This is a genomic window from Limnothrix sp. PR1529 (genome assembly GCF_002742025.1).
Lineage (GTDB): Bacteria > Cyanobacteriota > Cyanobacteriia > CACIAM-69d > CACIAM-69d > CACIAM-69d.
This window is the reverse complement of the sequence record NZ_LIRO01000017.1, coordinates 1-21,756: the sequence shown is the minus strand read 5'-3', so window position 1 is coordinate 21,756 and position 21,756 is coordinate 1. Positions and strand designations below refer to the sequence as shown.

Annotated in this window: 20 protein-coding genes, 2 tRNA genes and 1 pseudogene; 10 read left to right on the top strand and 13 right to left on the bottom strand. The window is 56.1% G+C overall.

The annotated features are described in order from the left end of the window. Positions 1 to 258: 258 nt before the first annotated feature. Positions 259 to 3,891 carry a chromosome segregation protein SMC gene (smc, locus tag AMR42_RS03615; RefSeq protein ID WP_099532106.1) on the bottom strand — a complete coding sequence of 1,211 codons (3,633 nt, stop codon included), beginning with the start codon at positions 3,889 to 3,891 and terminating at the stop codon, positions 259 to 261. Positions 3,892 to 4,134: 243 nt separating this feature from the next. Here smc and AMR42_RS03610 point away from each other — a divergent pair, with 243 nt between their 5' ends. Continuing rightward, positions 4,135 to 5,040 (top strand): AbiJ-NTD4 domain-containing protein, encoded by a 906-nt coding sequence (locus AMR42_RS03610; RefSeq protein ID WP_099532105.1) that lies wholly within the window; start codon positions 4,135 to 4,137, stop codon positions 5,038 to 5,040. A 49-nt stretch (positions 5,041 to 5,089) separates the two neighbouring features. Continuing rightward, entirely contained in the window at positions 5,090 to 5,248 is a 159-nt protein-coding gene (locus AMR42_RS20185; RefSeq protein ID WP_158234337.1) for a hypothetical protein, read from the top strand. A 407-nt stretch (positions 5,249 to 5,655) separates the two neighbouring features. On the opposite strand, the gene AMR42_RS03605 is transcribed toward AMR42_RS20185, so the two are convergent. The 4 genes from AMR42_RS03605 to AMR42_RS03590 all read right to left on the bottom strand — a co-directional run bounded on the left by AMR42_RS03605 (position 5,656) and on the right by AMR42_RS03590 (position 7,944). Further along, positions 5,656 to 6,042 carry a type II toxin-antitoxin system death-on-curing family toxin gene (locus tag AMR42_RS03605; RefSeq protein ID WP_099532104.1) on the bottom strand — a complete coding sequence of 129 codons (387 nt, stop codon included), beginning with the start codon at positions 6,040 to 6,042 and terminating at the stop codon, positions 5,656 to 5,658. Next, a complete protein-coding gene (locus AMR42_RS03600; protein ID WP_099532103.1) occupies positions 6,042 to 6,287 on the bottom strand; it encodes a hypothetical protein in 246 nt (81 codons plus the stop codon). The genes AMR42_RS03605 and AMR42_RS03600 overlap by 1 nt, the downstream gene beginning before the upstream one ends. A 170-nt stretch (positions 6,288 to 6,457) precedes the next feature. Then, the gene (locus AMR42_RS03595) at positions 6,458 to 6,790 is read right to left on the bottom strand and encodes a hypothetical protein (protein ID WP_099532102.1); all 333 of its coding nucleotides are present in this window, start codon (positions 6,788 to 6,790) and stop codon (positions 6,458 to 6,460) included. Positions 6,791 to 6,873: 83 nt separating this feature from the next. Further along, the gene (locus tag AMR42_RS03590) at positions 6,874 to 7,944 is read right to left on the bottom strand and encodes a sodium-dependent bicarbonate transport family permease (RefSeq protein WP_099532101.1); all 1,071 of its coding nucleotides are present in this window, start codon (positions 7,942 to 7,944) and stop codon (positions 6,874 to 6,876) included. A 793-nt stretch (positions 7,945 to 8,737) separates the two neighbouring features. On the opposite strand from AMR42_RS03590, the gene AMR42_RS03585 reads away from it, so the two are divergent. From AMR42_RS03585 to AMR42_RS03575, 3 genes are all read left to right on the top strand, one after another. Next, a complete protein-coding gene (locus tag AMR42_RS03585) occupies positions 8,738 to 9,658 on the top strand; it encodes a response regulator (RefSeq protein WP_099532100.1) in 921 nt (306 codons plus the stop codon). 486 nt (positions 9,659 to 10,144) lie between these two features. Continuing rightward, a complete protein-coding gene (gene hemC / locus AMR42_RS03580) occupies positions 10,145 to 11,107 on the top strand; it encodes a hydroxymethylbilane synthase (protein ID WP_099532099.1) in 963 nt (320 codons plus the stop codon). Between the two features lie 205 nt (positions 11,108 to 11,312). Continuing rightward, entirely contained in the window at positions 11,313 to 11,609 is a 297-nt protein-coding gene (locus tag AMR42_RS03575) for a hypothetical protein (RefSeq protein WP_190354752.1), read from the top strand. A 163-nt stretch (positions 11,610 to 11,772) separates the two neighbouring features. On the opposite strand, the gene AMR42_RS03570 is transcribed toward AMR42_RS03575, so the two are convergent. After that, complete coding sequence (locus AMR42_RS03570; RefSeq protein WP_099532098.1) at positions 11,773 to 12,531, bottom strand: HEAT repeat domain-containing protein; 759 nt, start codon at positions 12,529 to 12,531, stop codon at positions 11,773 to 11,775. An 11-nt stretch (positions 12,532 to 12,542) separates the two neighbouring features. Continuing rightward, positions 12,543 to 13,193: a thylakoid membrane photosystem I accumulation factor gene (locus tag AMR42_RS03565; protein ID WP_199858077.1), complete on the bottom strand. Its 651-nt coding sequence runs from the start codon at positions 13,191 to 13,193 to the stop codon at positions 12,543 to 12,545. Between the two features lie 462 nt (positions 13,194 to 13,655). On the opposite strand from AMR42_RS03565, the gene AMR42_RS03560 reads away from it, so the two are divergent. Beyond that, positions 13,656 to 14,639: a GntR family transcriptional regulator gene (locus AMR42_RS03560; protein ID WP_099532097.1), complete on the top strand. Its 984-nt coding sequence runs from the start codon at positions 13,656 to 13,658 to the stop codon at positions 14,637 to 14,639. A gap of 83 nt (positions 14,640 to 14,722) precedes the next feature. On the opposite strand, the gene AMR42_RS03555 is transcribed toward AMR42_RS03560, so the two are convergent. Beyond that, the gene (locus tag AMR42_RS03555) at positions 14,723 to 15,187 is read right to left on the bottom strand and encodes a hypothetical protein (RefSeq protein ID WP_099532096.1); all 465 of its coding nucleotides are present in this window, start codon (positions 15,185 to 15,187) and stop codon (positions 14,723 to 14,725) included. A gap of 182 nt (positions 15,188 to 15,369) precedes the next feature. Here AMR42_RS03555 and psb28 point away from each other — a divergent pair, with 182 nt between their 5' ends. Then, positions 15,370 to 15,711 (top strand): photosystem II reaction center protein Psb28, encoded by a 342-nt coding sequence (gene psb28, locus AMR42_RS03550; protein WP_099532117.1) that lies wholly within the window; start codon positions 15,370 to 15,372, stop codon positions 15,709 to 15,711. A 99-nt stretch (positions 15,712 to 15,810) separates the two neighbouring features. Further along, entirely contained in the window at positions 15,811 to 16,329 is a 519-nt protein-coding gene (locus AMR42_RS03545) for a molybdenum cofactor biosynthesis protein B (protein ID WP_099532095.1), read from the top strand. A 236-nt stretch (positions 16,330 to 16,565) separates the two neighbouring features. On the opposite strand, the gene AMR42_RS03540 is transcribed toward AMR42_RS03545, so the two are convergent. The 3 genes from AMR42_RS03540 to murA all read right to left on the bottom strand — a co-directional run bounded on the left by AMR42_RS03540 (position 16,566) and on the right by murA (position 18,861). Then, positions 16,566 to 16,646 (bottom strand) — tRNA-Leu (locus tag AMR42_RS03540). 14 nt (positions 16,647 to 16,660) lie between these two features. After that, positions 16,661 to 17,524, bottom strand: a complete 864-nt coding sequence (locus tag AMR42_RS03535) for a M48 family metallopeptidase (protein WP_099532094.1) — start codon at positions 17,522 to 17,524, stop codon at positions 16,661 to 16,663. Positions 17,525 to 17,583: 59 nt separating this feature from the next. Then, positions 17,584 to 18,861, bottom strand: a complete 1,278-nt coding sequence (murA, locus tag AMR42_RS03530) for a UDP-N-acetylglucosamine 1-carboxyvinyltransferase (RefSeq protein ID WP_347278309.1) — start codon at positions 18,859 to 18,861, stop codon at positions 17,584 to 17,586. A gap of 467 nt (positions 18,862 to 19,328) precedes the next feature. On the opposite strand from murA, the gene AMR42_RS03525 reads away from it, so the two are divergent. Together AMR42_RS03525 and AMR42_RS03520 are read left to right on the top strand one after the other, a co-directional pair. Continuing rightward, positions 19,329 to 19,412 (top strand) — tRNA-Leu (locus tag AMR42_RS03525). A gap of 14 nt (positions 19,413 to 19,426) precedes the next feature. Further along, complete coding sequence (locus AMR42_RS03520; protein ID WP_099532092.1) at positions 19,427 to 20,203, top strand: RNA methyltransferase; 777 nt, start codon at positions 19,427 to 19,429, stop codon at positions 20,201 to 20,203. Positions 20,204 to 20,392: 189 nt separating this feature from the next. On the opposite strand, the gene AMR42_RS03515 is transcribed toward AMR42_RS03520, so the two are convergent. Both AMR42_RS03515 and AMR42_RS20180 read right to left on the bottom strand, forming a co-directional pair. Beyond that, positions 20,393 to 20,881 (bottom strand): biopolymer transporter Tol, encoded by a 489-nt coding sequence (locus tag AMR42_RS03515; protein ID WP_347278316.1) that lies wholly within the window; start codon positions 20,879 to 20,881, stop codon positions 20,393 to 20,395. A gap of 109 nt (positions 20,882 to 20,990) precedes the next feature. Further along, positions 20,991 to 21,756 (bottom strand): annotated as a pseudogene (locus AMR42_RS20180) (hypothetical protein); the annotation flags it as partial.

The window sequence follows — 21,756 nt, the reverse complement described above, 5'->3', positions numbered from 1 at the left end:
GCATTGACCCAATGACCTCAATCGAGTTGTTTGCTCCAAACCCAAAAGAGGGAGAGCAGATTTCCCTCTTCATTTATTTTATGGTGCAAATTTGGGCAAGCGATCGCGCTGAGTCTTTAGGAGTCGATCGCGCATGATTCTGACGACTGCAACCGGCGCGATCGCATTCCGATCAGTTAAGTGACTTATTACCTATCGCGATTTAGTCCCGTAATTTGTGCAGCTCTTAGGCAATTGCCCGTCAAGATTGCAGTTTTGTTACAACACCACGCCCAGGACTTGGGTTTGTGCGCCTCGGGCTTGGGTCACACCAATCACCCGATCGGACGCTTCAATGGTGGGACGGCGCAAACTAACCACAATGAACTGCGCTTCGGCGGCCTGTTGTTTTACCATTTTGGCCAGGCGCTCCACGTTCGACCCATCCAGGAACATATCCACCTCGTCAAAGGCATAGAACGGCGAGGGGCGGTAGCGCTGAAGGGCAAAAATGAAACTGAGGGCCGTCAAGGATTTTTCGCCGCCGGACATGGAAGCCAGCCGCTGCACCGGTTTGCCCTTGGGGTGGGCCACCAGGTTGAGGCCACTTTCTAAGGGGTTTTCGGGATCATCCAATTGCAAGCGGCCGTCGCCTTGGGATAGCTCAGCAAAGATGATTTGAAAGTTGCGATCGACCGCATCAAAGGCTTCATAAAATGCCTGTTGCCGTAGGGTGGTGAAATTTTCCACGCGCAACAGCAGTTCCGTTCGCTCCTGCTCGATCGTCGCCAGCTTTTCACTCAGTTGATTCAGCCGGCCTTGCACTTGATCGTATTCTTCCAGGGCCAGCATATTCACCGGCTCCAGACTTTCCAATCGGCGCTGTAAGGTGCGAATCGTTTGATCCAGTTGTTCGCGGTGGGCGGCCAATTCAGCGAGATCACTGGGCAGGGGTTCCGAGTCGGGCGGTAGATCGGGCCGATCGCCCTCAGCTCGGTTTTCCAACTCTTGCAATTCCGCTTGCTGTTGTTGTTGGGTTTCTTGGAGCCGATCGCGCTGAAATTCCAGGGTTTGGAGCGCTTGGCGTTGACGATTCAGCGCTGTTTCTTGGCGATCGCGCTGTTGTTTGGTTTCGCCAAGGGTGGTTTCCAAAGCCGCAATTTGCCCTTGTAGATTGGCGATCGCTTGATCCAATTCCGTTTGGGTTTGCTGAAGCTGTTGGAGCCGATCGCCCACTGTGGTGATTTGGTCTTGGGCTTGGGCGATTTGTTGCGCCAGTTGTTGGCGCTGTTGGCTGAGGCGATCGACTTCGCGGGTTTGATCGGCCTGCTGGGCTTGGGCCGATCGCAAACTGTCCGCCAATTGTGAGAGCACCGATTCCCGATCGCGGATTTCCGTTTGGGCCTCGCTCCATTGGCTGTGGGCGGGCGAGTCCTCCAGTTGGGCGATCGCCTGGCGCAGGTTGGCCAACTGGCGCTCGGCGGCCGGCAAGGCCCGATCGAGCTGGGCCAAGCGTTCCTGGCTGGTGGTCAGTTCCTGGGTCAGCCGATCGCGCTGTTGGGCCAGGCGATCGCGCTGGCCGGTGGTGGCCGTCAGGGCCGCTTGCAGTTGCTCCAGTTGCCGTTGGGCATCGCGGCGGGCCTGGCGCAAATCGTTCAGGGTTTGGGTGTGGCGCTGGCTGTCCAATTGAGCCTGGGCGATCGCCCCATCACAACGGCCCAACACCCGATCGATATCCCGCAGCCGATCGCGTAGTTCCGCCGCCGCCTTCGCCTCCTCCGTCAGTTCGCCCCCGCCAAACCGCAGGCCGCCCCGGGACTTTTGCATACTGCCGCCGGTCATCGCCCCGCTGGTTTCCAGCAACTCCCCATCCAGTGTCACGATCCGATGGCGACCCAGGAGCGATCGAGCCTGATCCAACCGCTCAAACACCACCGTCCCGCCAAACACATACTCAAAAATGTTCCGGTAGCGATCGTCAAAATCCACCAGGTTGACCGCGTAATCCAACCAACCCGCCACCGCCGCCCGACCCCGAGCCATGGCCGCCGACTCGCCGCCGCCACCGCGAATTTTGTTCAGGGGCAAGAAGGTGACACGCCCGGCCCGCTCCCGTTTCAGGATTTCGATCGCCGCCGCCGCCACCGAATCATCTTCCACCACCAAATGGCCCAGCCGCGCCCCGGCCGCAATCTCCAAGGCCACCTGATAGGGCGGTTCCACCTGCCCCAAATTGGCCACCAGGCCGCAAATGCCCGGTAAGTCACTTTGCAGCAACAATTGCACCCCAAACGTGCCTTGGGCTTCCCGCTGGGCCTGGGTTTGGGCTTCCAGTTTGTCCAGTTGCCGTTGCACTTGTCGCTGCTCATCCTGCAAGCGGCTGCGGGTTTTCTGTTGGAGCTGCAACTCCTGTTCGGCGGCGGCCAACTGCTCGGCGGCCGTTTGGATTTGGGGTTCCAGGCTGCGGGTTTGCCGATCGACCGTTTGGAATTCCCGATCGTGCTCATTGAGGCGATCGCCCGCCCGCTCCCATTCCGTGGCGATTTCCGCCAACTGGGTTTCGATTTGCTTCAGCCGCTCCTGCAAGGTGGCCCGCTCCGTGCGCTGGGGATCGATCGACGCTTGGATCGTCTCCAACTGGTGGCGCAAGTCCGTTTGCTGTTGCACCCAAGCCTGGGACGCTTCCGCCAACTCCGCCGCCTCGGCCCGGGCCCGGTTCAGGTTGGCCGCCGCCCGATCGTGGGCCTGTTGCAATTCCTCCAGGCGCTCTTGCAATTCCGGCCCGGTGGCGGCCAAAGCGGCCTCGGTGCGATCGACCTCCGCCACCTCCGCCGTTAACCGGGCGATCGTTTGTTGTTGGGTTTGCTGCTGGTGGGTCAGCTCCGTTTGTTGGCGTTGCACCTGATCCCGTTGGGCCCGGTGGGTGGCTAGCTCCGTTTGCAGAGCGATTTGTTCCGATTCCCCCAGGGATTTCACGGTTTGGTTCAGCCGCTCCAGTTCCGCCGCCTGGGTTTCGACTGTCGCCCGTTCCGCCACCAGGCGATCGGCTAACTGCGCCAAATCCTGTTCCCGCTGGGCGATCGATTGGCGCAGTTGCTCCACCTTCGACTGTTCCAGCAGCCAATCCACCACCGCCAAGCGCCCTTGCTGGCCCTGCATTTCCTGGCGAATTTGTTGATATTTCAGAGCCTTGGTGCGGTCTTTGGCCAGGCGATCACACTGAATTTGTAACTCCTGCTCCAAAATGCGGCAGCGATCTTCGCGCTCCTTCACCTCTTCGAGGGTTTGCTTGGTTTGGATAATTTTGCGATCGAAGTTGGCCACCCCCGCCAGCTCATCGACAATCTGCCGCCGCTCCCGGGGGTTCATGGAAATGATGCTGGTCACGTCCCCTTGCAGCACCACGTTGTAGCCCTCGGGGTAGATCCGCAGCTTCGAGAGGGATTGGTGCAACTCGCTGAGGGTGCAGGGTTCGCCGCCAATGTAGTAGTTGGAGGTGTAGGTTCCCTGTTGGGTGACGCGCAGTTTGCGGGTAACAGTCCATTCACTGAGGGGCTGGCCGTCAGCATCGCGCAAACCGGGCAAGTCTTCGGCAGCTTCGGCGGAAACGGTGGCCAGCAGGGCGGCTTCTTCGCTCAGATCAAAGGTGACAGTAACGGCGGCTTCTACGGTCGATCGCTTGCCTTTGCCTTGGCCCTTGCCCATTTGTCCCTGGTTCACCAAGTCGGGCAGGCGATCGGCCCGCATTCCTTTGGAGGAGGAGAGACCGAGGGCAAACAGCAGCGCATCGAGAATGTTGGATTTGCCGGAGCCGTTGGGGCCCGAAACCACGGTGAATCCGGGCAGCAAGGGAACTCGCGTCGTGCCGCCAAAGGATTTGAAGTTCGTGATTTCAACTTGCTTGATATACAACGGGCCGGCGACCGCTCACGGGGCGGGTTACAGGGACGAGGAAGACGGAAACAGCGTTCCACCGCGCTATCTTACCCAAAACTTTCGCGAAACGGCGATCGCACCGTCACTCTGCTGCTACATAATGCCCCTGTTGCGGGAGCCTTGTATTTTCTATTGAAGATGAAATCTTGACCAAACCTTCATATGGGTGATGGAGGTAAGATTCTACATAGTTGACAACTAAGCTATACAAGAAATTCCGTGACTCGTTTCAATGCCCCGTTTTCGGCGCGACATCGTGATAAGCACCACCAGATAAATGTTTTTCCGGACAGTGCAAGAACTGCCTTACTCCACCTTCTTTACGATTTGGAGGAGAAAGGATATGTATCAAGCTGGGCAGCAATTGCCCAAGAATTACGACGTATTGATCGGCAGTCACATATAATCTATAACCCGTCATCAGTTTCCTGTATTAAACGTGCTAGGGCTGATGCCAAGGCAATACTTGCTTCCTTGAGATGGGACAAAGCTTACGATTTCTGCGAGCGTCTTTACAGCCACTTATCACAAGATTCAGAATACTGGGTGGATAACAACTACTTTAATACACCAAAGAGTGATGTTCAAAAATATATTGCCAGTGAACTAGAGCAAATTTTCCTAGAAGAAGGCTTGGCTTGCGAATTTGTTGAGGGTCGCGTTCGTCGTCGGGGACGGAAACATACTGTAGATCAAACCACACGAGCGCAGGTTGTTCTTGGTGATGACCGATTGATTAATGCGCGAAAACACTATGCAAAGTCTTTACGGTTCTTCCGCCAAATTACCAATCCTGACTATGAGAACTGTGTTAAGGAAGCTGTGTGCGCCGTGGAGGCAGCCGGTAAGGCATTATTTCCTGCCGCAAAGGCGGCAACGCTAGGAGATTTAGTGAAATGGCTGTTGAGAACGAAGGACTATGAAGTTCCCCCGGCTCTAGCAAAAACAATTGAGCATCTGTACGCTTATCGTGGTGGTGGCGATGGTGTAAGTCATGGTGGTGCAACAGGTGGACCTGCTACGGTTGAAGTGGCAGAGTATGTTCTCAGTGTGTCAGCATCCCAAATCATTTACCTAGTAGATGTCGAGGCAAAAGGACATAAGACTATATCGCTTGGTAACTGAGCTGAGTAGGTTGGGTTGAGCTGGCGAAACCCAACGCGACCTATGAAGCATGAGTGGTGTTGGGTTTCGTGCCTCAACCCAACCTACGCGATCTATTCAAGTGGAGAATGAATTTATTGGCTTTGTAGGCTTTACTATAGAAATGCTTCCATTATTTATAAAAATCAAAGACAATGAAAATTTTTATCTATTCAATGAATTTAAATAGCCAGGAAACATTGCAGCATCCAGACATACAAAATGAGAATTAGAAGTGATAAAAAGATGGTAGGGTGGGCACTGCCCACCACTCCCCCACAAACAGAATCAACTTCAGGATCAGAGCTTATTACCTTGGGTGCGATCGCGTTGCTTTAGAGCAGCGGTGATTGGTGGGCATTGCCCACCCTACAGCTACTTGTTTGTCAGCATGAGCCTGATCAATTCCCTCGGGCCCAGCGTGAGTGTCCTGAGTCCGATCGTGGTGTTTTGGGTGAAGCACCCTCCCCGTTCTCGACATTCGCCCAGCGATCTATGAAGCATGAGTGGTGTTGGGTTTCGTGCCTCAACCCAACCTACGCAATCTACTGGTTTAGGAGGATTTGCTCGATCGGGCTGGGAGTCATAGATTGTGATTTATCTATAGGGAGAAATTCGCTGCCTGAGCCATTCTGTAAGCTGTTGTCGGGTTAGCCTACCAGCAGCTAAATCGAGAAAGGTTGACTCTGAATCATCAACTGACGCAACCACCTCATAACCATTAAGCACCAGGAAAACTTCCATGGCTGTGTAGGCAACTCGCTTATTGCCATCAATAAATGGATGATTCAGTGCCAGAAAAAATGCTAAAGCAGCCGCCTTATCGACCAATCCCTCATACAAATCAATGCCTGAAAAGGACTGTTGAGGTTGGGCCACGGCTGATTCTAGGGCTGCTTGATTCAGAATTCCTAAAGAGCCACCTGAGCGTGCAACGACTTGCTCATGAATTCGGATGATATCTTCAACCAACAGGAAACGCATTAGGCCAGGCGATCGAGCAACTCAGCATTCTTCTCTAAGACGTAATTGATCGCATGATCGAGATCAATTTCTGCTTGAATTGGCTTCGGTTCACAAGATCCTGATCGATCGCCAGCAGGTGTCAATCGCGCCTGGAGCTGTTGCAGTAGCACCAAGATCTGTTGTTGGATTGCCAAGGGCATTTGGCGAAGGATTACCAAGATTGATCGCTCCAGATCGGTTTGTTCCGTTTCAGGGGTCAGCATCACAGAATTGAGATAGCAATTTTCTGTAGTTTAGCAAGGCCGATCGCCCTGATCTTCAGAACACTGATCGCCCCCCAACGCAAAAATGATCATCAAAAAACCGGGGTCATCCCCCGGCTCTCGTGATCAAAGTTGTGTTTCAAAACTGGTTGCGTTTCAAAACTGATGACCTAGCAGCCTTCAGGCCCGCAGAAACTGTGCGCATACAGCACCTCCGCATCACAGATATAGATGATGCCTGCGTAATTCAGGAAGAACTCCACCGCCACGCGATCGGCGATCGCCTCAGCCAGGGTGCGAGTGTCGGTCAGCACCTCAAACTTGATATTCGCTTGGGTGTCGGAAACATTGGGCTGCCCAGACGATCGCACGTTGCGGCTGCCCTTGCCGCCCGTTTCCAACACCGTATACCCCTTGGCCCCGCACTCTTCAATGATCTTGGCCACCTTCTTCAGCAACACCTTCTCGGTGATGATGACAAGCTTTTTGGCTGGTTTAGCCATGTTGGTTACCTCTTTTGTCTACTACTCTAACGAGTCTGTCGGGCCGTGAGAAAGCGCCGACAGACCCCACCTGCTCGGGGCGACTAACCCCCGAGTGCTTGAGCCAGCCCGATAAAGAACGGAATGCACAGGCCGATCGCGATCGGTGTACCAACGGCCGTGGAAGCGCCAATGTAGGCGGAAGGGTTCGCCGACGGGATCCCGGCTCGCAAGGTGGGCGGGCCCGAAATATCTGAGCTGGAGGACGCAATGACCGCCAGAACAACCACGCCACCCAGGCTGAAGTTCATCGTGTAGTGAGCAATCATGCCCAGGCCAAAGGCAATCAGCCCATGGAGAAAGGGGGCCACCACACTGTAAACAACGTACCACTGAGCCACTTTGCGCAGTTCGCCAATCCGCGACCAAGCTTCCATCCCCATCACCAGCATCAGGATTGAAAGCAAACCCCGGAAAGCCGGATCGTAGAAGCTTTCGTAAACGCTTTCCGGCTTGGTGAGAATCCCCAAGGCCAAACCGAGCAACATGGCAGACAAAGCGGGCCCTTGCAGGCTTTCTTCGATAATCGGCCAGATTTTGACCTTACTATCACCCTGCTGCTGGTCGCGATATTCCTGACGGGTGCTGGGCTGCTCCTGAAAATCCGCAGCGGCGGCTTTGCTGCGCTTTTTCTGGTTGAGATAAATGTTGGCTACAACAATTGCCGTGACCAGCGCCGGAATATCCATGAAGGGATAAAGTGCGCCCGCCCATGCTTCATACCCAATCTTTTGTTCTTCGAGCAGGGTCAGGGCTGCCGCCATGGTGGAACCACTGACCGCCCCAAACAAGCCACCCGTCGCGATCGCATCAACGGTCTTGACCTTTGGTAGTTTGGCCAAGGTGTAGCGGGCGATGAAGACAACTAGAATCCCTACAGTTGCTGCAAATATAACCGGTAAAACCATTTCGGTCAGGTTGGAATTCCGGATTGCAATTCCACCGGTTAAACCGATTTTGGTGAGCAACATGAAGACGATGATTGTACAAATCGATTCTGGAATTACCAATTGGCTTCCGAGTGCTGCAATCACCATCCCCCCAATCAAAAAACCCAGTGTGGGGGACTGCAACTGAATAATGAAGTCCTTGACGAAAAGGGACAAGAAATCCACGGATACCTCCTAGTCCACTACATGAACTTTGAAAGTGTTAAAGAAATTCAGAGGGAGGCACTTCATTCCCATAGCACAGATGTTGCTCAAAAAATCTGTATCTAGGGTGTTCGGAAGGAGCCGATCTCCAGGCAGGTCTCGAAATAGTTGTGCTGAACTAATTTCTATAGACTTGTTCATCAGTTTTCTATAGATGGGTACGTGATGTAAATCCTTATGGCCACTGGACTGTCTTGGAAAACTGATTATGGGGTAAATCAGAACAAATATCGTGATGCTTGACTTTTAATGGCTTTGAATAATTGATGATTGGGACAATTAGAGCAGCTAATTGTTGGATCAATCCAGGCAAATATATTTTCGTTAGCTCGGGATGCATCAGGTAATTGTCAGGTAATTTTTTGTCTCATTTGACCCGCAGGTTCTTGACTTTAATGCCGGATTTTGCTGAATCGGCTAGTTTCCGGCGATGATTTTCCGCCTATGGAGGGCGAAACTGTGGCGTTGGGGCGGGTTGGGGGCAATGCCTCACGGGTGTGGTTCCCCGGAATTCATGCTAGGACTGAGGGGGTATGATTTTGGGGCAATGGCTGCCCGGTGTTTCCCGGAACGGCCGCGGCGGTTGAGGAGTATGTCAAAATGCTCTCTGGATTGCCGCAACCCGTTTTGCGCCGTATTTTGCAAGCCGGTTGATGGTTGGTTGCCCGCCATTAATCAGGCCCCTAGGGGAGGTGTGATGCATCCTGTTTCGATCGCGATCGCACCCTATTGCCCCTGATGCACCCCACTTGCTATGAACAAACTCATCGTTGACCTCGAAGGCCTCCGCGAACAGTTGAAAAGCGCTCGCCGTCCCCCCAAACCCAAGATGCTCGTCGTCGATGACGAGCCAGATAATCTCGACTTGCTCTATCGCACCTTCCGCCGAGATTTCAACGTGCTCAAGGCCGAAAGCGGGGCCCGAGCCTTGGAACTGTTGGCCGAGGAAGGGGAAGTGGCTGTCATCATTTCCGATCAACGGATGCCGGAGATGAAGGGAACGGAGTTTTTGAGTAAAACCGTGCCCCAGTTTCCAGACACTGTGCGGATTATTTTGACGGGCTTCACGGATGTGGAAGATCTGGTGGAGGCGATTAACTCAGGACAGGTGTATAAGTACATCACCAAGCCTTGGGATCCTGATGAGTTGAAAACCGTGGTGCAACGGGCAGCCGATAGTTACGATTCTTTGAAGAATCGTTCGATCGAGCTGGAACGGGCCCAGGCGCAGATGCAACTGTTGGCGGCAATTTTGGCCGCGGCCGACAGCGGCACGTTTGAGATTTGTGCGGAGCGGCTGGCGACGGCGTTTGTGGAACGGTTCGAGGCCGATCGCTGCACCATTCAGCTCGTGCAAGAAGCGCAACTGGGCAACTACAGCGGCCAAGTGGGAGCTGCTTCTCTGGTGGGTGATCCGCTCAGCCAACAGGCGATCGCTGAGAAAAAGCTGCAAGTGTGTTTGAATGCGGCGGCGAATGCGGATTTGGCCGGAACAGCATTCTATCAAGAAGGCGGGGTGGCAACCCATGTGGTGATTCCAGCCATCTATCGCGATGCGGTTGGGGCTTTGGTGTCGTTGCAGTTTGCCAATCCCATCACCCTGGAAGAAAGTGAAGCAACCCAAATGTATTTGGCGGTGCAGCAGGCGGCCTTTGTGCTGACCACACTGCCCTAGTAGCACGGCAAGCGGATTTTGAGCTGATTTCGATCGGTCAATTCAGATCAATTCAGATCAACTCAGGTCAATTCAAATAACTACTGCTGTTGCCAGATCGCTCGGCAACAAGGGGCTGGCGCATCTTGTTATAACGACTGACTCCGCAACATTAGCCCCATGAATCAAGGCAGCCGCGCTACTCGGTTGGGTTGTGAATTTTTGGGGAGATAGATTTTTGGAGGCTTGATCCCCTCTGGGGTGATTGTTAACGAACATGTCGATCGCTCGATCGCGATCGCGCCCGAACGGTACGCTAGACCGCGCCTGATCCCACCGGATGCTCGGGTTTGCTTCTCCCAGTTAGCGAGCAAAGTCCCACAAAAATTCCAACCGGATGCGCCCGATGGCGCTGAGGGGTGGCCAGATTGGCTCGATCGTCCGCCAACTGCCGATCTAGACAATCTGAGGATTGCAACTAACGTTCGTTAACCGACCTCCAACCGTATGTCCGTCGCTAGTCCCACCCGTACCATCCGCATCGGCTCTCGTAAAAGCCAATTGGCTCTTGTGCAAACGCACTGGGTACAAGGAGAATTGCAGCGGCATTTTCCGGACATTACGTTTGAGGTCTGCGCGATCGAAACCCAAGGGGATAAGGTGCTGGATGTGGCCCTGTCCAAAATTGGGGACAAGGGTTTGTTTACCCGTGAGTTGGAAGATGGAATGCGCGACGGGATCTATGATCTGGCGGTGCATTCCCTGAAAGATTTGCCGACCCGCCTGCCGGAAGGGCTGACCTTGGGTTGCGTGACAGAACGGGTGAACCCGGCTGATGCGGTGGTGCTCCATGCCCAACACAAGGGCAAAACGATCGACCAATTGCCCGCAGGCGCTGTGATTGGTACGTCGTCTTTGCGGCGGTTGGCTCAGTTGCGCTATCACTACCCCCATCTGAGCTTCAAGGACATTCGCGGCAATGTGAATACTCGGCTGAAGAAGCTCGACAGCGGCGAGTATGATGCAACGATTTTGGCGGCGGCCGGTTTGCAGCGGATGGATTTAGCCGATCGCATCGATCAGTTGTTGCCGTCGGATGTGTCGCTCCATGCGGTGGGCCAAGGGGCCTTGGGCATTGAGTGCCGCGAGGGCGATGAGGACATTTTGCGCGTGCTGAAGGTGCTGGAGCATGAACCCAGCAAGTGGCGCTGCTTGGCGGAACGGGCTTTCCTGCGCGATTTGGAAGGGGGTTGCCAAGTCCCGATCGGGGTGAATACCAGCTTGGAGGGTGACACCCTGACCCTGGCGGGCCTGGTGGCCAGTGTGGATGGCAAGCAACTGATCCAAGACACCGTGAGCGGCCCCCACACCAGTGCTGAAGACCTGGGCACGGAGTTGGCCCAAAAGCTGCGCGCCCAAGGGGCCCAGGAAATTTTGAATGAGATCTTGGCTCAGGTCAATCGGGGCTAAGGGGTTGCCTGCGGACGGCTCCTGATGTGGATCCTGATGAGGCGATCTTGAGTTCACAACCTGAGTCCATCACCTGAGTCTGTGGGTTTTGGATGTCGGTTAATCCGGTTCGCTGGGTTAATCCGGTTCATGCTGAATTCCGCTTGAGGATCCTGGGGGCGATCGAGCAAGATGGAACTGTCTTGCTCGATCGCCCCTTTGGCTCATGGATATTGCCAGTCTTTTGCTGCGTGCGGCCGTTGCTCACATTCCCCAAACGGTGATGATTCCCCTGTGCTTTGGGTTGGCTTGGTATTTGGTGGCCGTTCTGGTGCGATCAATCGCCAGCTTCACCCAAGAGGGCGTTTCGCGGGTGCGCACTTTGCACCAAATTCCCTGTGCAGACTGTGCCTTTTTCACGGGCGACTACCACCTCAAATGTCCCGTCCGTCCCAGTGAAGCCCTGTCAGAAGCGGCGATCAACTGTCCAGATTTTCAGCCCAAGACCACTCCCCTGGCTTAGGGGAGGTCTGAGCAAGATTTTTGGGCACAGGTCAAGCCAGCATCACCGTCGGGGCAAGGGGCTGAAGCCCCTTGTCTTTGTTGGTTGGGAAGACCCGTCAGGCGGCCGTTTAGGCTTCCGCGTGAGGGGTGAATTCGACTTAGGGGTGAGTTTGACGGCTCGGTTATAACCAGCCTTCCTGCTCCAGTTCCGCAATGATTTGCAGGGCACGGGAATCTCCCAGCTTCAAGAGGGCCGATCGCGCGTCTTCCTTGATGCCGAGTTCGCGATCTTCCACCAGGGCTTCAATCAACCCATCCACGGCTCCCGCATAGATCGCATTGGAGGGCAAGTCGCGGCACAGTTGCCCCAGGGCCCAAGCACAGTTACTGCGCACGGCCGGAACAGGATCTTGGCGCAGGGCCACAATCAGCGGCGGCACGGCCCCCACGATCGCCTCATAACCCACGGCTCCCATTTGCCCCAGGGAACTGGCCGCCCACAGGCGCACGGCCGCAATGTCCCGTTGCAGGGTTTGCACCAACGGAGCCAAGGCCCGGCGATCGCGCCCATTGCCCAGGGCCCAGACAATGCCTTTGCGCACGTAGCCATTCCAATCCCGTTGGAGTTGGCCAATTAAGGGGTCGATCGCCTCTGGATCTGGGTTGCGGCCCAAGGCATAGGCGGCGCTCATCCGCACCAACGGACAAACATCGTTAATGAGTAAAATCAGCCGTTCGCTGGCTCTGGGGTCTTGCAGTTCACAAAACGCCCTGGCTCCCACCGCACGCTGGGCCGGATCCGGATCTTGCAACAGTTGCAACATCACGTCTGGATCGGGGAGCGGTGTGGCTTCGCTCGGGGGCGGAGTTTCGAGAATGTTCAGATGATCTGACTCTGCTGAATCTAAGTCGAGTAACCCGAGGTCATCATTCACCGGCATAGCAGTCCTCCTTAGCGATCGCGGTTGGTCGATTGCGCCTTGGAGGCCGGCTTGGCCGGTTCTGGAACCAATTCCACATTCACCTCATTCACTTCCCGGCGGCGCAGTTCCACGGACTCCGAGCGCGGCAACAGGTTAAACACTGCTCGGAACCGATCGTCCAGTTCCTCGAAGGACACTTGACCGGCGCGATCGAGCAATACTTTCCCCGATTGATCAATTAAAACCGTTTGGGGCACAACGCCACGGTAGTAGTGCGCCGGTTGCAGTGGATCCGCTACCGGCTCCAGGGGCAGAGAATCGGCCACAATGGGCAAAAAGTCCGCCGCTTTGCCATAAAACGCCTGCAACTGGGAAATTGTGGAGGAAAATCGCTTGCAATCGCGGCTATCGTCCACAAAAAACACCAACAGGGTGGGTCGCTGCCGTTCCCGCGATTGGGCCAAGGTCACCCGAGGCGGAACTAAAGAACCGTTGCCCGCATAGAGCGCAAAAATATTGCCATCAAAATTATCGTCATTCAATGTGGCCTGGGCTGGCAGGGCCCCCAAGACCCAACTCCCGATCGTTAAGGACAGCAGCAGGGCGATCGCCCGAGCTAGCCCCTGTCGTCCCCACCAGCGAGCAATAGCGCTGCCCAGTGCCAAACCCCGAACCCACATGACTATCCGTGACATTGAAACCGTGACATTTAAATCGTTAAAAAACGCAAGACAAAAACGCGAAATAGACAGCGTATAAGCCCCTTGCAGAGCCTATCCTATCGCGAACCGCGAAACCCCCCACGTCTGAATTGTGGCCCAATGCCCCGATCGGTCGCCGCAACCCTGGGACAATTGCACCGGTCTGCCGGGGTCTCTCCGGGCGATCGCGCCAGGCTTCCTTGGCGGAAGATGTGCCACCCAACGGGCCGATTGGAATTTCCATGGGTATGATGGGGGGCAAGATCAGCCCAAAACCAGCCCTGTTCCGGTCAGTTCTTCGCCTTTTCGCTGAAAGGATCCTGGTCGGCACGCTGGGTCAAGGGTTTCCGTGACCACTCCTCTTCAACGCCTCTCTCCCCTACGCTTACCGTTGTCTGTTCTATTCATTAACCCATTGAGCGAGCGGCTCTAGCTTTAGCTATGGTTCGGTTCCGTATTCAAGCTGACAGTGATATTCCGGCATCCACGCAGTTGTTTAACCAGATTCGGTTTGCGATCGCTTCGCGGCAGTTTCCGCCGGGGCACCGTTTGCCCAGCACCCGCCAACTGGCCATGGAAACGGGCTTGCATCGCAACACCATCAGCAAGGTCTATCGCCAGCTTGAAGATAACGGCCTAGTGGAAGCCCAGCCCGGCTCTGGCATTTACGTGCGGGCCTTGGGTCATGAAGGCGGGGCCCAACTTCGATCGCCCGTTTTTGACAAGAACCCCGAAGCCTATCAACTGGTGAAGCAAAGCCTCGATCGGTTAATCGAAGCCGGTTGCAGCCTCAGCACCGCTCGGGAACTGTTTTTGGGGGAAGTGGATTGGCGGTTACGATGCAGCGCCCGCGTGATTGTCACCGCCCCTCAACAAGACTTGGGGGTGGGCGAAATTATGGCCGGTGAAATTGAGCAATCGCTGCAAATTCCCGTGCAATTGGTGGCCATGGAAGATTTGCCAGCCGCGCTCGATCGCACCGCTTCCGCCACCGTGGTCACCAGCCGCTACTTCATTGGCGATGCGGAAAAAATCGCCGCCCCCAAATCGGCCCGCGTCATCCCCGTGGATATTTATGACTATGCCGAAGAAATTGAATTCGTGAAGAATCTCCCGGCCGGTACGCGGATCGGTCTGGTCAGCATTAGTCCCGGTTGGCTGCGGGCTTCGGAAGTGATTGTCCATAGCTTCCGGGGCGAAGAAATTTTGGTGATGACCACCCTCCCCAGCGACACCTACAAGCTCGGGGCATTGGTCAAAACCGTGCGCTATATCGGGTGCGATCGGGACAGCTTCCCCAAGGTCAAGGCCGCCGTTTCCGCGCACCGAGAAGACATCATCCGTCCCCCGCAGGTGATCTGTTGCGAAAACTACATCGGCAGCCAATCCATGAACCATCTCCAACGGGAGTTAGGCCTGGCCTAGGAACGGCCAAATCCAAGCATTGACCAGGCGATTATTGGCCGTAATAAACATTGGCCGCAGCAAAATTACTGGCCATAGCAAAGTTACTGACCACGATAGTTGGACAGTCGCGCCAGGGTTGCCAAGGGCTGGACACCCGGATATTTTCGCCCCCGAATTTCCCAGGTAGGATAGCCCTCGATTCCCGCCTGTGCGCACAGTTGCGGCTGCGGGTTGCGGCCTCGGGGGTCGCACTCAATGTAGCGAATTTGGTTGAACGCCTGGCCAAATAATTCCTTTTGATTTTGGCAATGGCCGCACCAGTAGGCTCCATACATTTTTGCGCCAATTTGCCGCAGGTGTTGGGCCAAGCCCCGGGGGGAAACCGCCAGCATCCCTTCCCAGGATTGTTCGATCGCTCCTTGAATGGCGGGAGCTGCGGCCTTGGCCGGGTTCGCTGGGGTGGCTGCTTCTGCCAGGGTCGCCACCAGTCCCGCTCCGGCCAGGGTGGCGGCACAGCTCAGAGCAATCCAAGCTTGATTCGTTAGCAAGTTGCGGTTAGGTTTCATAACCAATCCTGTTGTGCTCGTTGGAGTGCGGGTGTTAGGCGCGGGTCGTTAGGCGCGGGTTTGTAGGCATTGATGCGCGGCGATCGGCGGCGGTTGCCCATTTGGTGGGGTGGAGGTTTTGTGCGATGATCGAACGACGCTTTTTGGCGGTTCATCACGCTTCAACTACCAGTTTTAACAATATGGCAGTCATTCAATTCATCCGAGGCATTAACGAAGAGGTGGTACCTGATGTCCGCTTGACGCGATCGCGTGATGGGAGCAACGGCCGCGCCATCTTTATCTTTGATAACCCTAAAACGTTGGCTGCATCCGCCGATCAAGAAATCACCGGCATGTACCTGATCGACGAAGAGGGTGAGTTGATGACCCGTGATGTGAAAGGCAAGTTTGTTAACGGTCAGCCGTCGGGCATTGAAGCCTACTACGTCATGACCTCGGAGAACGATTGGGAACGGTTTATGCGGTTTATGAATCGCTACGCTGAAGCGAACGGCTTGGGCTTCACGAAGGCTGACAGCTAGCGATCGCCCAACTACTCAATTAGCTACTCGATTACGCCTAGCCACTCAGCGCCCGACCATTCCACCATCCCAGAACCATGCCCGAGGGGGTGATCGCCCATGAGTCAGCCACAGTCCCTGGAGGGGCCCCATCCCGATCGCGAGTCTCTTCAGGTGCGTTGTGCGGTAATCACCGTCAGTGATACGCGCAATTTTGAGACCGATCGCAGTGGGCAACTGATTCGCGATCGCCTGACCTGGGCGGGCCACTCGATCGTGACCTACCAGATTTTGAAGGATGAACCGGCGCTGATTGCAGAAACAGTGTTGCAACTGTGCCAACGCCCGGATATTGATGCCCTGTTGCTGAATGGGGGCACGGGCATTGCGCCTCGGGACACAACCTACGACGCGATCGCCCGGTTGCTCGACAAGACTTTGCCCGGATTTGGTGAGCTGCTCCGGCAACTGAGCTTTGCAGAGGTTGGCTCACGGGCCATGGCTTCCCGGGCGATCGCTGGGGTTTGCCAAGGAAAGTTGGTGTTTTCGATGCCCGGATCGAGCAATGCGGTTAGCCTTGCCTTAGATTCTCTGATTCTGCCGGAGCTAATTCACTTGGTGACTCAGCTTCAGAAATAGCGGATAGAGATTCTGGGTTACGGATCGAAGTTATTGAAGTTACAGACCGAAAGTATGGATCGAAATGTTGATTTAGGAAGCTTCCTGGGTCGATTCAACCCGAGCTTAATTCGATCTTGCTTGATTCAATCTTAATCAATCACGAACTTAGTGATCAGTTGGGTGATCTGATCAATCGAGTGACTTAGTTTGATCGACTTCCAACTTGATTGATTTCTAATTTGATCAGTCAAAAGTGGGCAAGGAGAGATTCGAACTCTCATGGATTTCTCCGCCGCATTTTGAGTGCGGTGCGTCTACCGTTCCGCCACTTGCCCGTAGCGCTCTGCAATTATAGCGGATTTTTTGAAAAATGGTGCAACAAATCTCGATATTCTCGGCTGTGGGCCCAACGATCAATTTCACGGGCCCGTAACACGGGAACAGGATGGGTCAAAGTTGCGGTGCGAGCGCGTTTGAGGGCAGCTCCCAGTTGGGATTGGTCGATCGCGTCATAGGCCCGAGCCTGAGCCAGGAATGCTTCGACATTCAACAGGGGCGCAAGATTCGGTGAGCCACCCGCCAATTTCATCAACACCGAAGCCACCACCATAGGATCTTGCACGGCCAACAAAGCCGCTCGATCGCAGGTGAATTCTGCACAACGAGACCACTCCAGCAACCGCTCCTGCAAACCCTGGGCGAACCACCGTCCCCACTCGGGCACTTGTCCCGCCGCCAACACCAACACGTTGGCCAGGGTTAGATAGAGGCTATGTTCACACTTGAGATGACCCAGCTCGTGGGCAATCACCGCCTGGGTTTCCAGGGGGGTGAGCAAGTCCAACAGGGCCGAGTGAATGACCACGAAGGGCCGCCGCCCTCGCATGGCAAAGGTGTAGGCGTTGGGAACCGGGTGTTGGCGCACGTAAAGCTGCGGTGCTTCCAAGTCCAGCCGCTGGGCTGCCTCTTGCAACAGGTGGTGCAGATGGGGCAGTTGGTGGGGCCCCACCAACAGGCTGGCGGCAATGTTTTCGAGATACATCACCTCTTCCGCGATCGGGCCCACCAAATTACGCACCAGCAAATCCAACCCCGGCCAGCGATCGAGCGATTGGGTCGCTGCCAAATCGAGGGGGTGTCGAAATTGGTTGGCACGCAGCCCCAACAGCCGCAGGGGCGCTGGGGAGGTGGAATGCTCGGAACCGTCAGCCATGGTGTTGGAAAAAGGAAGATTTGGAGGATGGGCCGCGGGGCCCTGGCTCTGGCTTGAGTTTAGCTCACGGCTGCGGGCACTGCGCCCTCTGCGAAACCATTCAGGCGCTGGATGTTGGCCCCGATCGAGCGGAGTTTGTTCTCAATGTTTTCATAGCCCCGATCGAGGTGATGCAGGCCACGGATCGTGGTTTTGCCCCGGGCCGCCAAGCCCGCCACCACCAGGGCTGCCCCCGCCCGCAAATCCGAAGCGGTGACCGGCGCACCGGACAGGAACGGCACGCCCTTGACGATCGCCACCCGATCTTTGACCCGAATGTTGGCCCCCATGCGATTCAGCTCTGCCACATGGCGCAGACGGTTTTCAAACACCGTTTCGGTAATGGTGCTGCTGCCTTCGCAGAGGGTGAGCAGGGCCATGAATTGGGCTTGCATATCCGTGGGAAAACCGGGGAACGGCAAGGTTTCCAAATCCGTGGCCAACAGGCCATGGCCGGGGAAAACGCGAATGTTGGTTCCCTCGATCGCCGTTTGCACCCCGATCGCCTCCAACTTGGCCAAAGTGGCGCTCATGTGGTCGGGAATCACTGGCCCCACCAACAGGTCTGATCGTGTGGCCGCTGCCGCCACCAAAAACGTTCCCGCTTCGATGCGATCGGGAATCACGGAATGTTCAGTGGAATGGAGCTTTTCCACGCCCTCAATCACCACCGTGTCCGTTCCTGCGCCGCGAACCTTCGCCCCCATCGCGTTGCAGAAATTCGCCAAATCAATAATTTCCGGCTCCCGTGCGGCGTTTTCCAGGATGGTTTCCCCTTCCGCGAGGGTGGCCGCCATCATCAAGGTTTCCGTGGCTCCCACGCTGGGATAGTCCAAATAAATGCGGGCCCCCGTCAGGCGCGACTTGCCGCGAATGCTGGCGAATACAATCCCGCTGTCGATATGCACGTCGGCCCCCATGGCCTGGAGACCCCGCACATGGAGTTCCACAGGCCGCGCCCCGATCGCGCAGCCGCCGGGCAGGGGGAACCGGGCCTCGCCCATCCGAGCCAACAGGGCCCCAATGGCAAAGAAGCTAGCCCGCAGTTGGCTCACCAACTCATAGGGAGCTTCGGCGCGGTTGATGTGGCGTGCGTCAATTTCCCATGTGTCGCCCAGGCAGCGGGTTTTCAGCCCCAGCGCTTCCAACACCTGCCCCATCCGCGCCACATCCACCAGCAAGGGCACGTTACGGATTCGGCATTCTCCGGAGCACAGCACCGTGGCCGCCAACAGCACGAGGGCGGAGTTTTTGGCTCCACTGACTGAGGCATGGCCGCTGAGTGGCTGACCACCCACGATTTCGAGGATGGGTTCATCCGCTTCGCGGGAAGCAGAGAGGGGGGAAGTGCTAGACGGGGAAACTATGGCCGTGGTCCTCCAAAAACGCGCGCCAAGCTGAAATGTTGCGAGAATGCAAATTTCGTTTAGATTCTACACAACTCAACTTCCCTGGCAATGTTCTCCAGATCCCGAAACCCACGCATGGGGGGCGATCGGTCAATTCCGGCTTTGGCACTTTCCCAGCAAGCTGCACCCCCGTCAGGGAGATCGGACGGGGCGGGTCGATTACCTGAGCCAATGCTCCTCGGAGGCGGTTAACTAGCGTCTGAGGGGTACTGGAGCGGGAGCAAAGATCATGGGCGATCGCTGGCAATCCGATCGCCATGGAACCCACTTTTTCAATGCTGCTCAAAAAAATCCAAAAAAAATTTCTAAAAGGGGTTGCGCTCCAGACTGAAAGTGCTAATATTGATTCCGCGCAAGCGGAACTGGCGGAATTGGTAGACGCGCAAGATTCAGGTTCTTGTGTTCGCAAGGACTTCCGGGTTCAAGTCCCGGGTTCCGCATCTTAAACGCCAACATGATTACAAGCGTCAAAAACCCACTGGTTAAGCAGCTTAAAAAGCTTCATCAAGCCAAGGGAAGACGCGAAGAAAATCAATTCTTAATCGAGGGAACTCATCTGTTGCAAGAAGCAATTGCAGTGGATTATTCCCTCGATTTTGTTTGTTGCACACCCACTTGGCAAGAAAAATATCCGGCGGATTTTGCGCGGGCGGCGGCCCACGCCCCGATCGAGCTGGTGGCCGAGCCAGTGCTCCAAGCGATTGCTACCACGGTGAACCCGGACGGGGTGGTGGCGGTGGCCCAACGTTGCCCGATCGCCCCTCAGCGATCGCTCCAAATTGCCCTGGGCTTGGAACGGCTTCAGGATCCGGGGAACCTGGGCACGATCGTGCGGGCTGCGGCGGCGGCCAGTTGTGACCAAATTTGGTTAAGTGACGACAGCGTTGATCTGGATCATCCCAAGGTGCTGCGCTCCACGGCGGGTCAGTGGTTCCGAATGCCGATGCAGGTGGCGGAAGATTTGCGATCGACTGTGCGTGACCTGAAGCAACAGGGCTTCAAGATTGTGGCCACAGTACCCACGGCCGACCTCAGCTATTGGGAGGCGGATTTGCGATCACCCGTGATGGTGTTGTTGGGCAACGAGGGCGCGGGTCTTTCTCCGGAGCTAATTGCTGAGGCGGATACGGCTGTGCGCATTCCTCTTGCGCCGGGGGTTGAGTCCCTGAATGTGTCAGTGACGGCGGCGCTCCTGCTGTACGAAATTCAACGCCAGCAAACCCGGGCCTAGAAACCCATTTCAGGCCCAGAGCTTCACCCAAGCGTTTCTCTCCAAATTTTCAACCAGAATCTTCAATCCAACTCTTCAACCAGGGTCTTCAATCCAACTCTTCAACCAAAATCTTTAGCCAGAATCTTTAACCAGAATCTTTAACCAGAATCTCAGACCCCAGCCTGTAGGGTTGAGAACTGAGAAGTGCTAGGGTTCCGTGCTGGGTTGGGGTTGTCCTTCTGGCAAATCCAGTTCGATGTTGGTTCCCCGATCGAGCACTTCAATATCCCACTGGCCTCGGGCCCCGCTTTCAAACACAATAAAGCGACCATCGGGACTGATGCGGGGCGATCGCACCCAACCGCGATAGCCCTGGGTGAGCACTTGAACCTGGCCCGTCGCCCGATCGTATAGCTCAACTTCTGGGCGGGCGTAGTCGCTGGCCAAATAAACCAAATAGCGACCGGTTTGGCTGAGGCTGGGTTGCTCGGCGATCGCGTCTCGGCGGTTTAACCGAGGCAGCTCAATGAAGCGGCGCTGCTGCAAGTCAAATAGCAAAATCTGGCGGTTGCCCCCTCGGTTGGAAACAAAGGCCAACATCCGCCCATCGCCGCTGAGACTGGGCTGCTCATCGGCATAGCGGGAATTGAGGGTGAGGGGAATGTTGAGGTTGGCTCCGTTGCCACAAGCAACCAGGAGGGCGGCTGTGCTGAGAACAACCGCGCTCCGGCTTAGGGCCCGTTGACCCAATCTGAGGGACGATCGCAAAACGGACAAGGGCGTTTAGGGGAAGTTTCGCTGGAGGTTAGCGTTCAAACTTAACGGGGCGATCGAAGTCGTCTTCGTAGCGATCGCTGCCATTACCGTCGGAAAAACGGGCTTCCGAGTCACGGCTGCTGCCCAGGGAGCCATCACCTTCCTCGTCCTTGGGACTCAGATCCAGGGGCGGACGACTGCTGGCCTGGTCGGCGTAGCGATCCCAATCTTCTTCGGTGGGTTCCGGGTCGATCGGTTGATAGGACACGTAGCTATCGGCGGGTTCCACCTCTGCGGCATAGCCATCGCTGTAGCTGCTTTTGCGGGCGGGCGGTTCGTCAACGTAGTTGGTGCGGCTGACCGGTGGCTCATCGGCCAAGGGAGCCGTGCCAGAACGACGCTTGCGCGTGGGAGCGCGATCCTCGGGGCCGCTGGGTCGATCGCGCCGACTGCGAGGGGATCGATCGGGCTGTTCCCAGCGATCTTCGCCCCAAGATTCCTCTGATCGGGTGGGGTCAACTCTTGTGGAGTCAGCAGCGGGGCGACGGCTCGATCGGCTCACGGGCGGCTCGCTCCAATCGGCTCCCGTTTCGGGGCGGTTGGGCGGGCGCTGGGCGGGCCGACGCTTGCGAGGAACACCACCACCATCGGGGCTGGCTCCGGCACTGGGGCCGCCAAAGGAATCGCGGTCATCGCGCGGGGGGCGTTGGGTCGGCGGTCGGCGGCGCGGCGGCGCATCATACCCACCATCGCGACCATCGCGGCTGTCGCGGCCTTCACGGCCATCGCGCGGTCGGCTGCCATCTTCCTTGCCA

Coding starts and splice junctions, on each gene's coding strand:
- AMR42_RS20185 (WP_158234337.1), top strand. CDS start 5,090: ATGAGTGGTGTTGGGTTTCGTGCCTCAACCCAACCTACGCGATCTATT.
- AMR42_RS03605 (WP_099532104.1), bottom strand. CDS start 6,042: ATGCGTTTCCTGTTGGTTGAAGATATCATCCGAATTCATGAGCAAGTC.
- AMR42_RS03600 (WP_099532103.1), bottom strand. CDS start 6,287: ATGCTGACCCCTGAAACGGAACAAACCGATCTGGAGCGATCAATCTTG.
- AMR42_RS03595 (WP_099532102.1), bottom strand. CDS start 6,790: ATGGCTAAACCAGCCAAAAAGCTTGTCATCATCACCGAGAAGGTGTTG.
- AMR42_RS03585 (WP_099532100.1), top strand. CDS start 8,738: ATGAACAAACTCATCGTTGACCTCGAAGGCCTCCGCGAACAGTTGAAA.
- hemC (WP_099532099.1), top strand. CDS start 10,145: ATGTCCGTCGCTAGTCCCACCCGTACCATCCGCATCGGCTCTCGTAAA.
- AMR42_RS03575 (WP_190354752.1), top strand. CDS start 11,313: ATGGATATTGCCAGTCTTTTGCTGCGTGCGGCCGTTGCTCACATTCCC.
- AMR42_RS03570 (WP_099532098.1), bottom strand. CDS start 12,531: ATGCCGGTGAATGATGACCTCGGGTTACTCGACTTAGATTCAGCAGAG.
- AMR42_RS03565 (WP_199858077.1), bottom strand. CDS start 13,193: ATGTGGGTTCGGGGTTTGGCACTGGGCAGCGCTATTGCTCGCTGGTGG.
- AMR42_RS03560 (WP_099532097.1), top strand. CDS start 13,656: ATGGTTCGGTTCCGTATTCAAGCTGACAGTGATATTCCGGCATCCACG.
- AMR42_RS03555 (WP_099532096.1), bottom strand. CDS start 15,187: ATGAAACCTAACCGCAACTTGCTAACGAATCAAGCTTGGATTGCTCTG.
- psb28 (WP_099532117.1), top strand. CDS start 15,370: ATGGCAGTCATTCAATTCATCCGAGGCATTAACGAAGAGGTGGTACCT.
- AMR42_RS03545 (WP_099532095.1), top strand. CDS start 15,811: ATGAGTCAGCCACAGTCCCTGGAGGGGCCCCATCCCGATCGCGAGTCT.
- AMR42_RS03535 (WP_099532094.1), bottom strand. CDS start 17,524: ATGGCTGACGGTTCCGAGCATTCCACCTCCCCAGCGCCCCTGCGGCTG.
- AMR42_RS03520 (WP_099532092.1), top strand. CDS start 19,427: ATGATTACAAGCGTCAAAAACCCACTGGTTAAGCAGCTTAAAAAGCTT.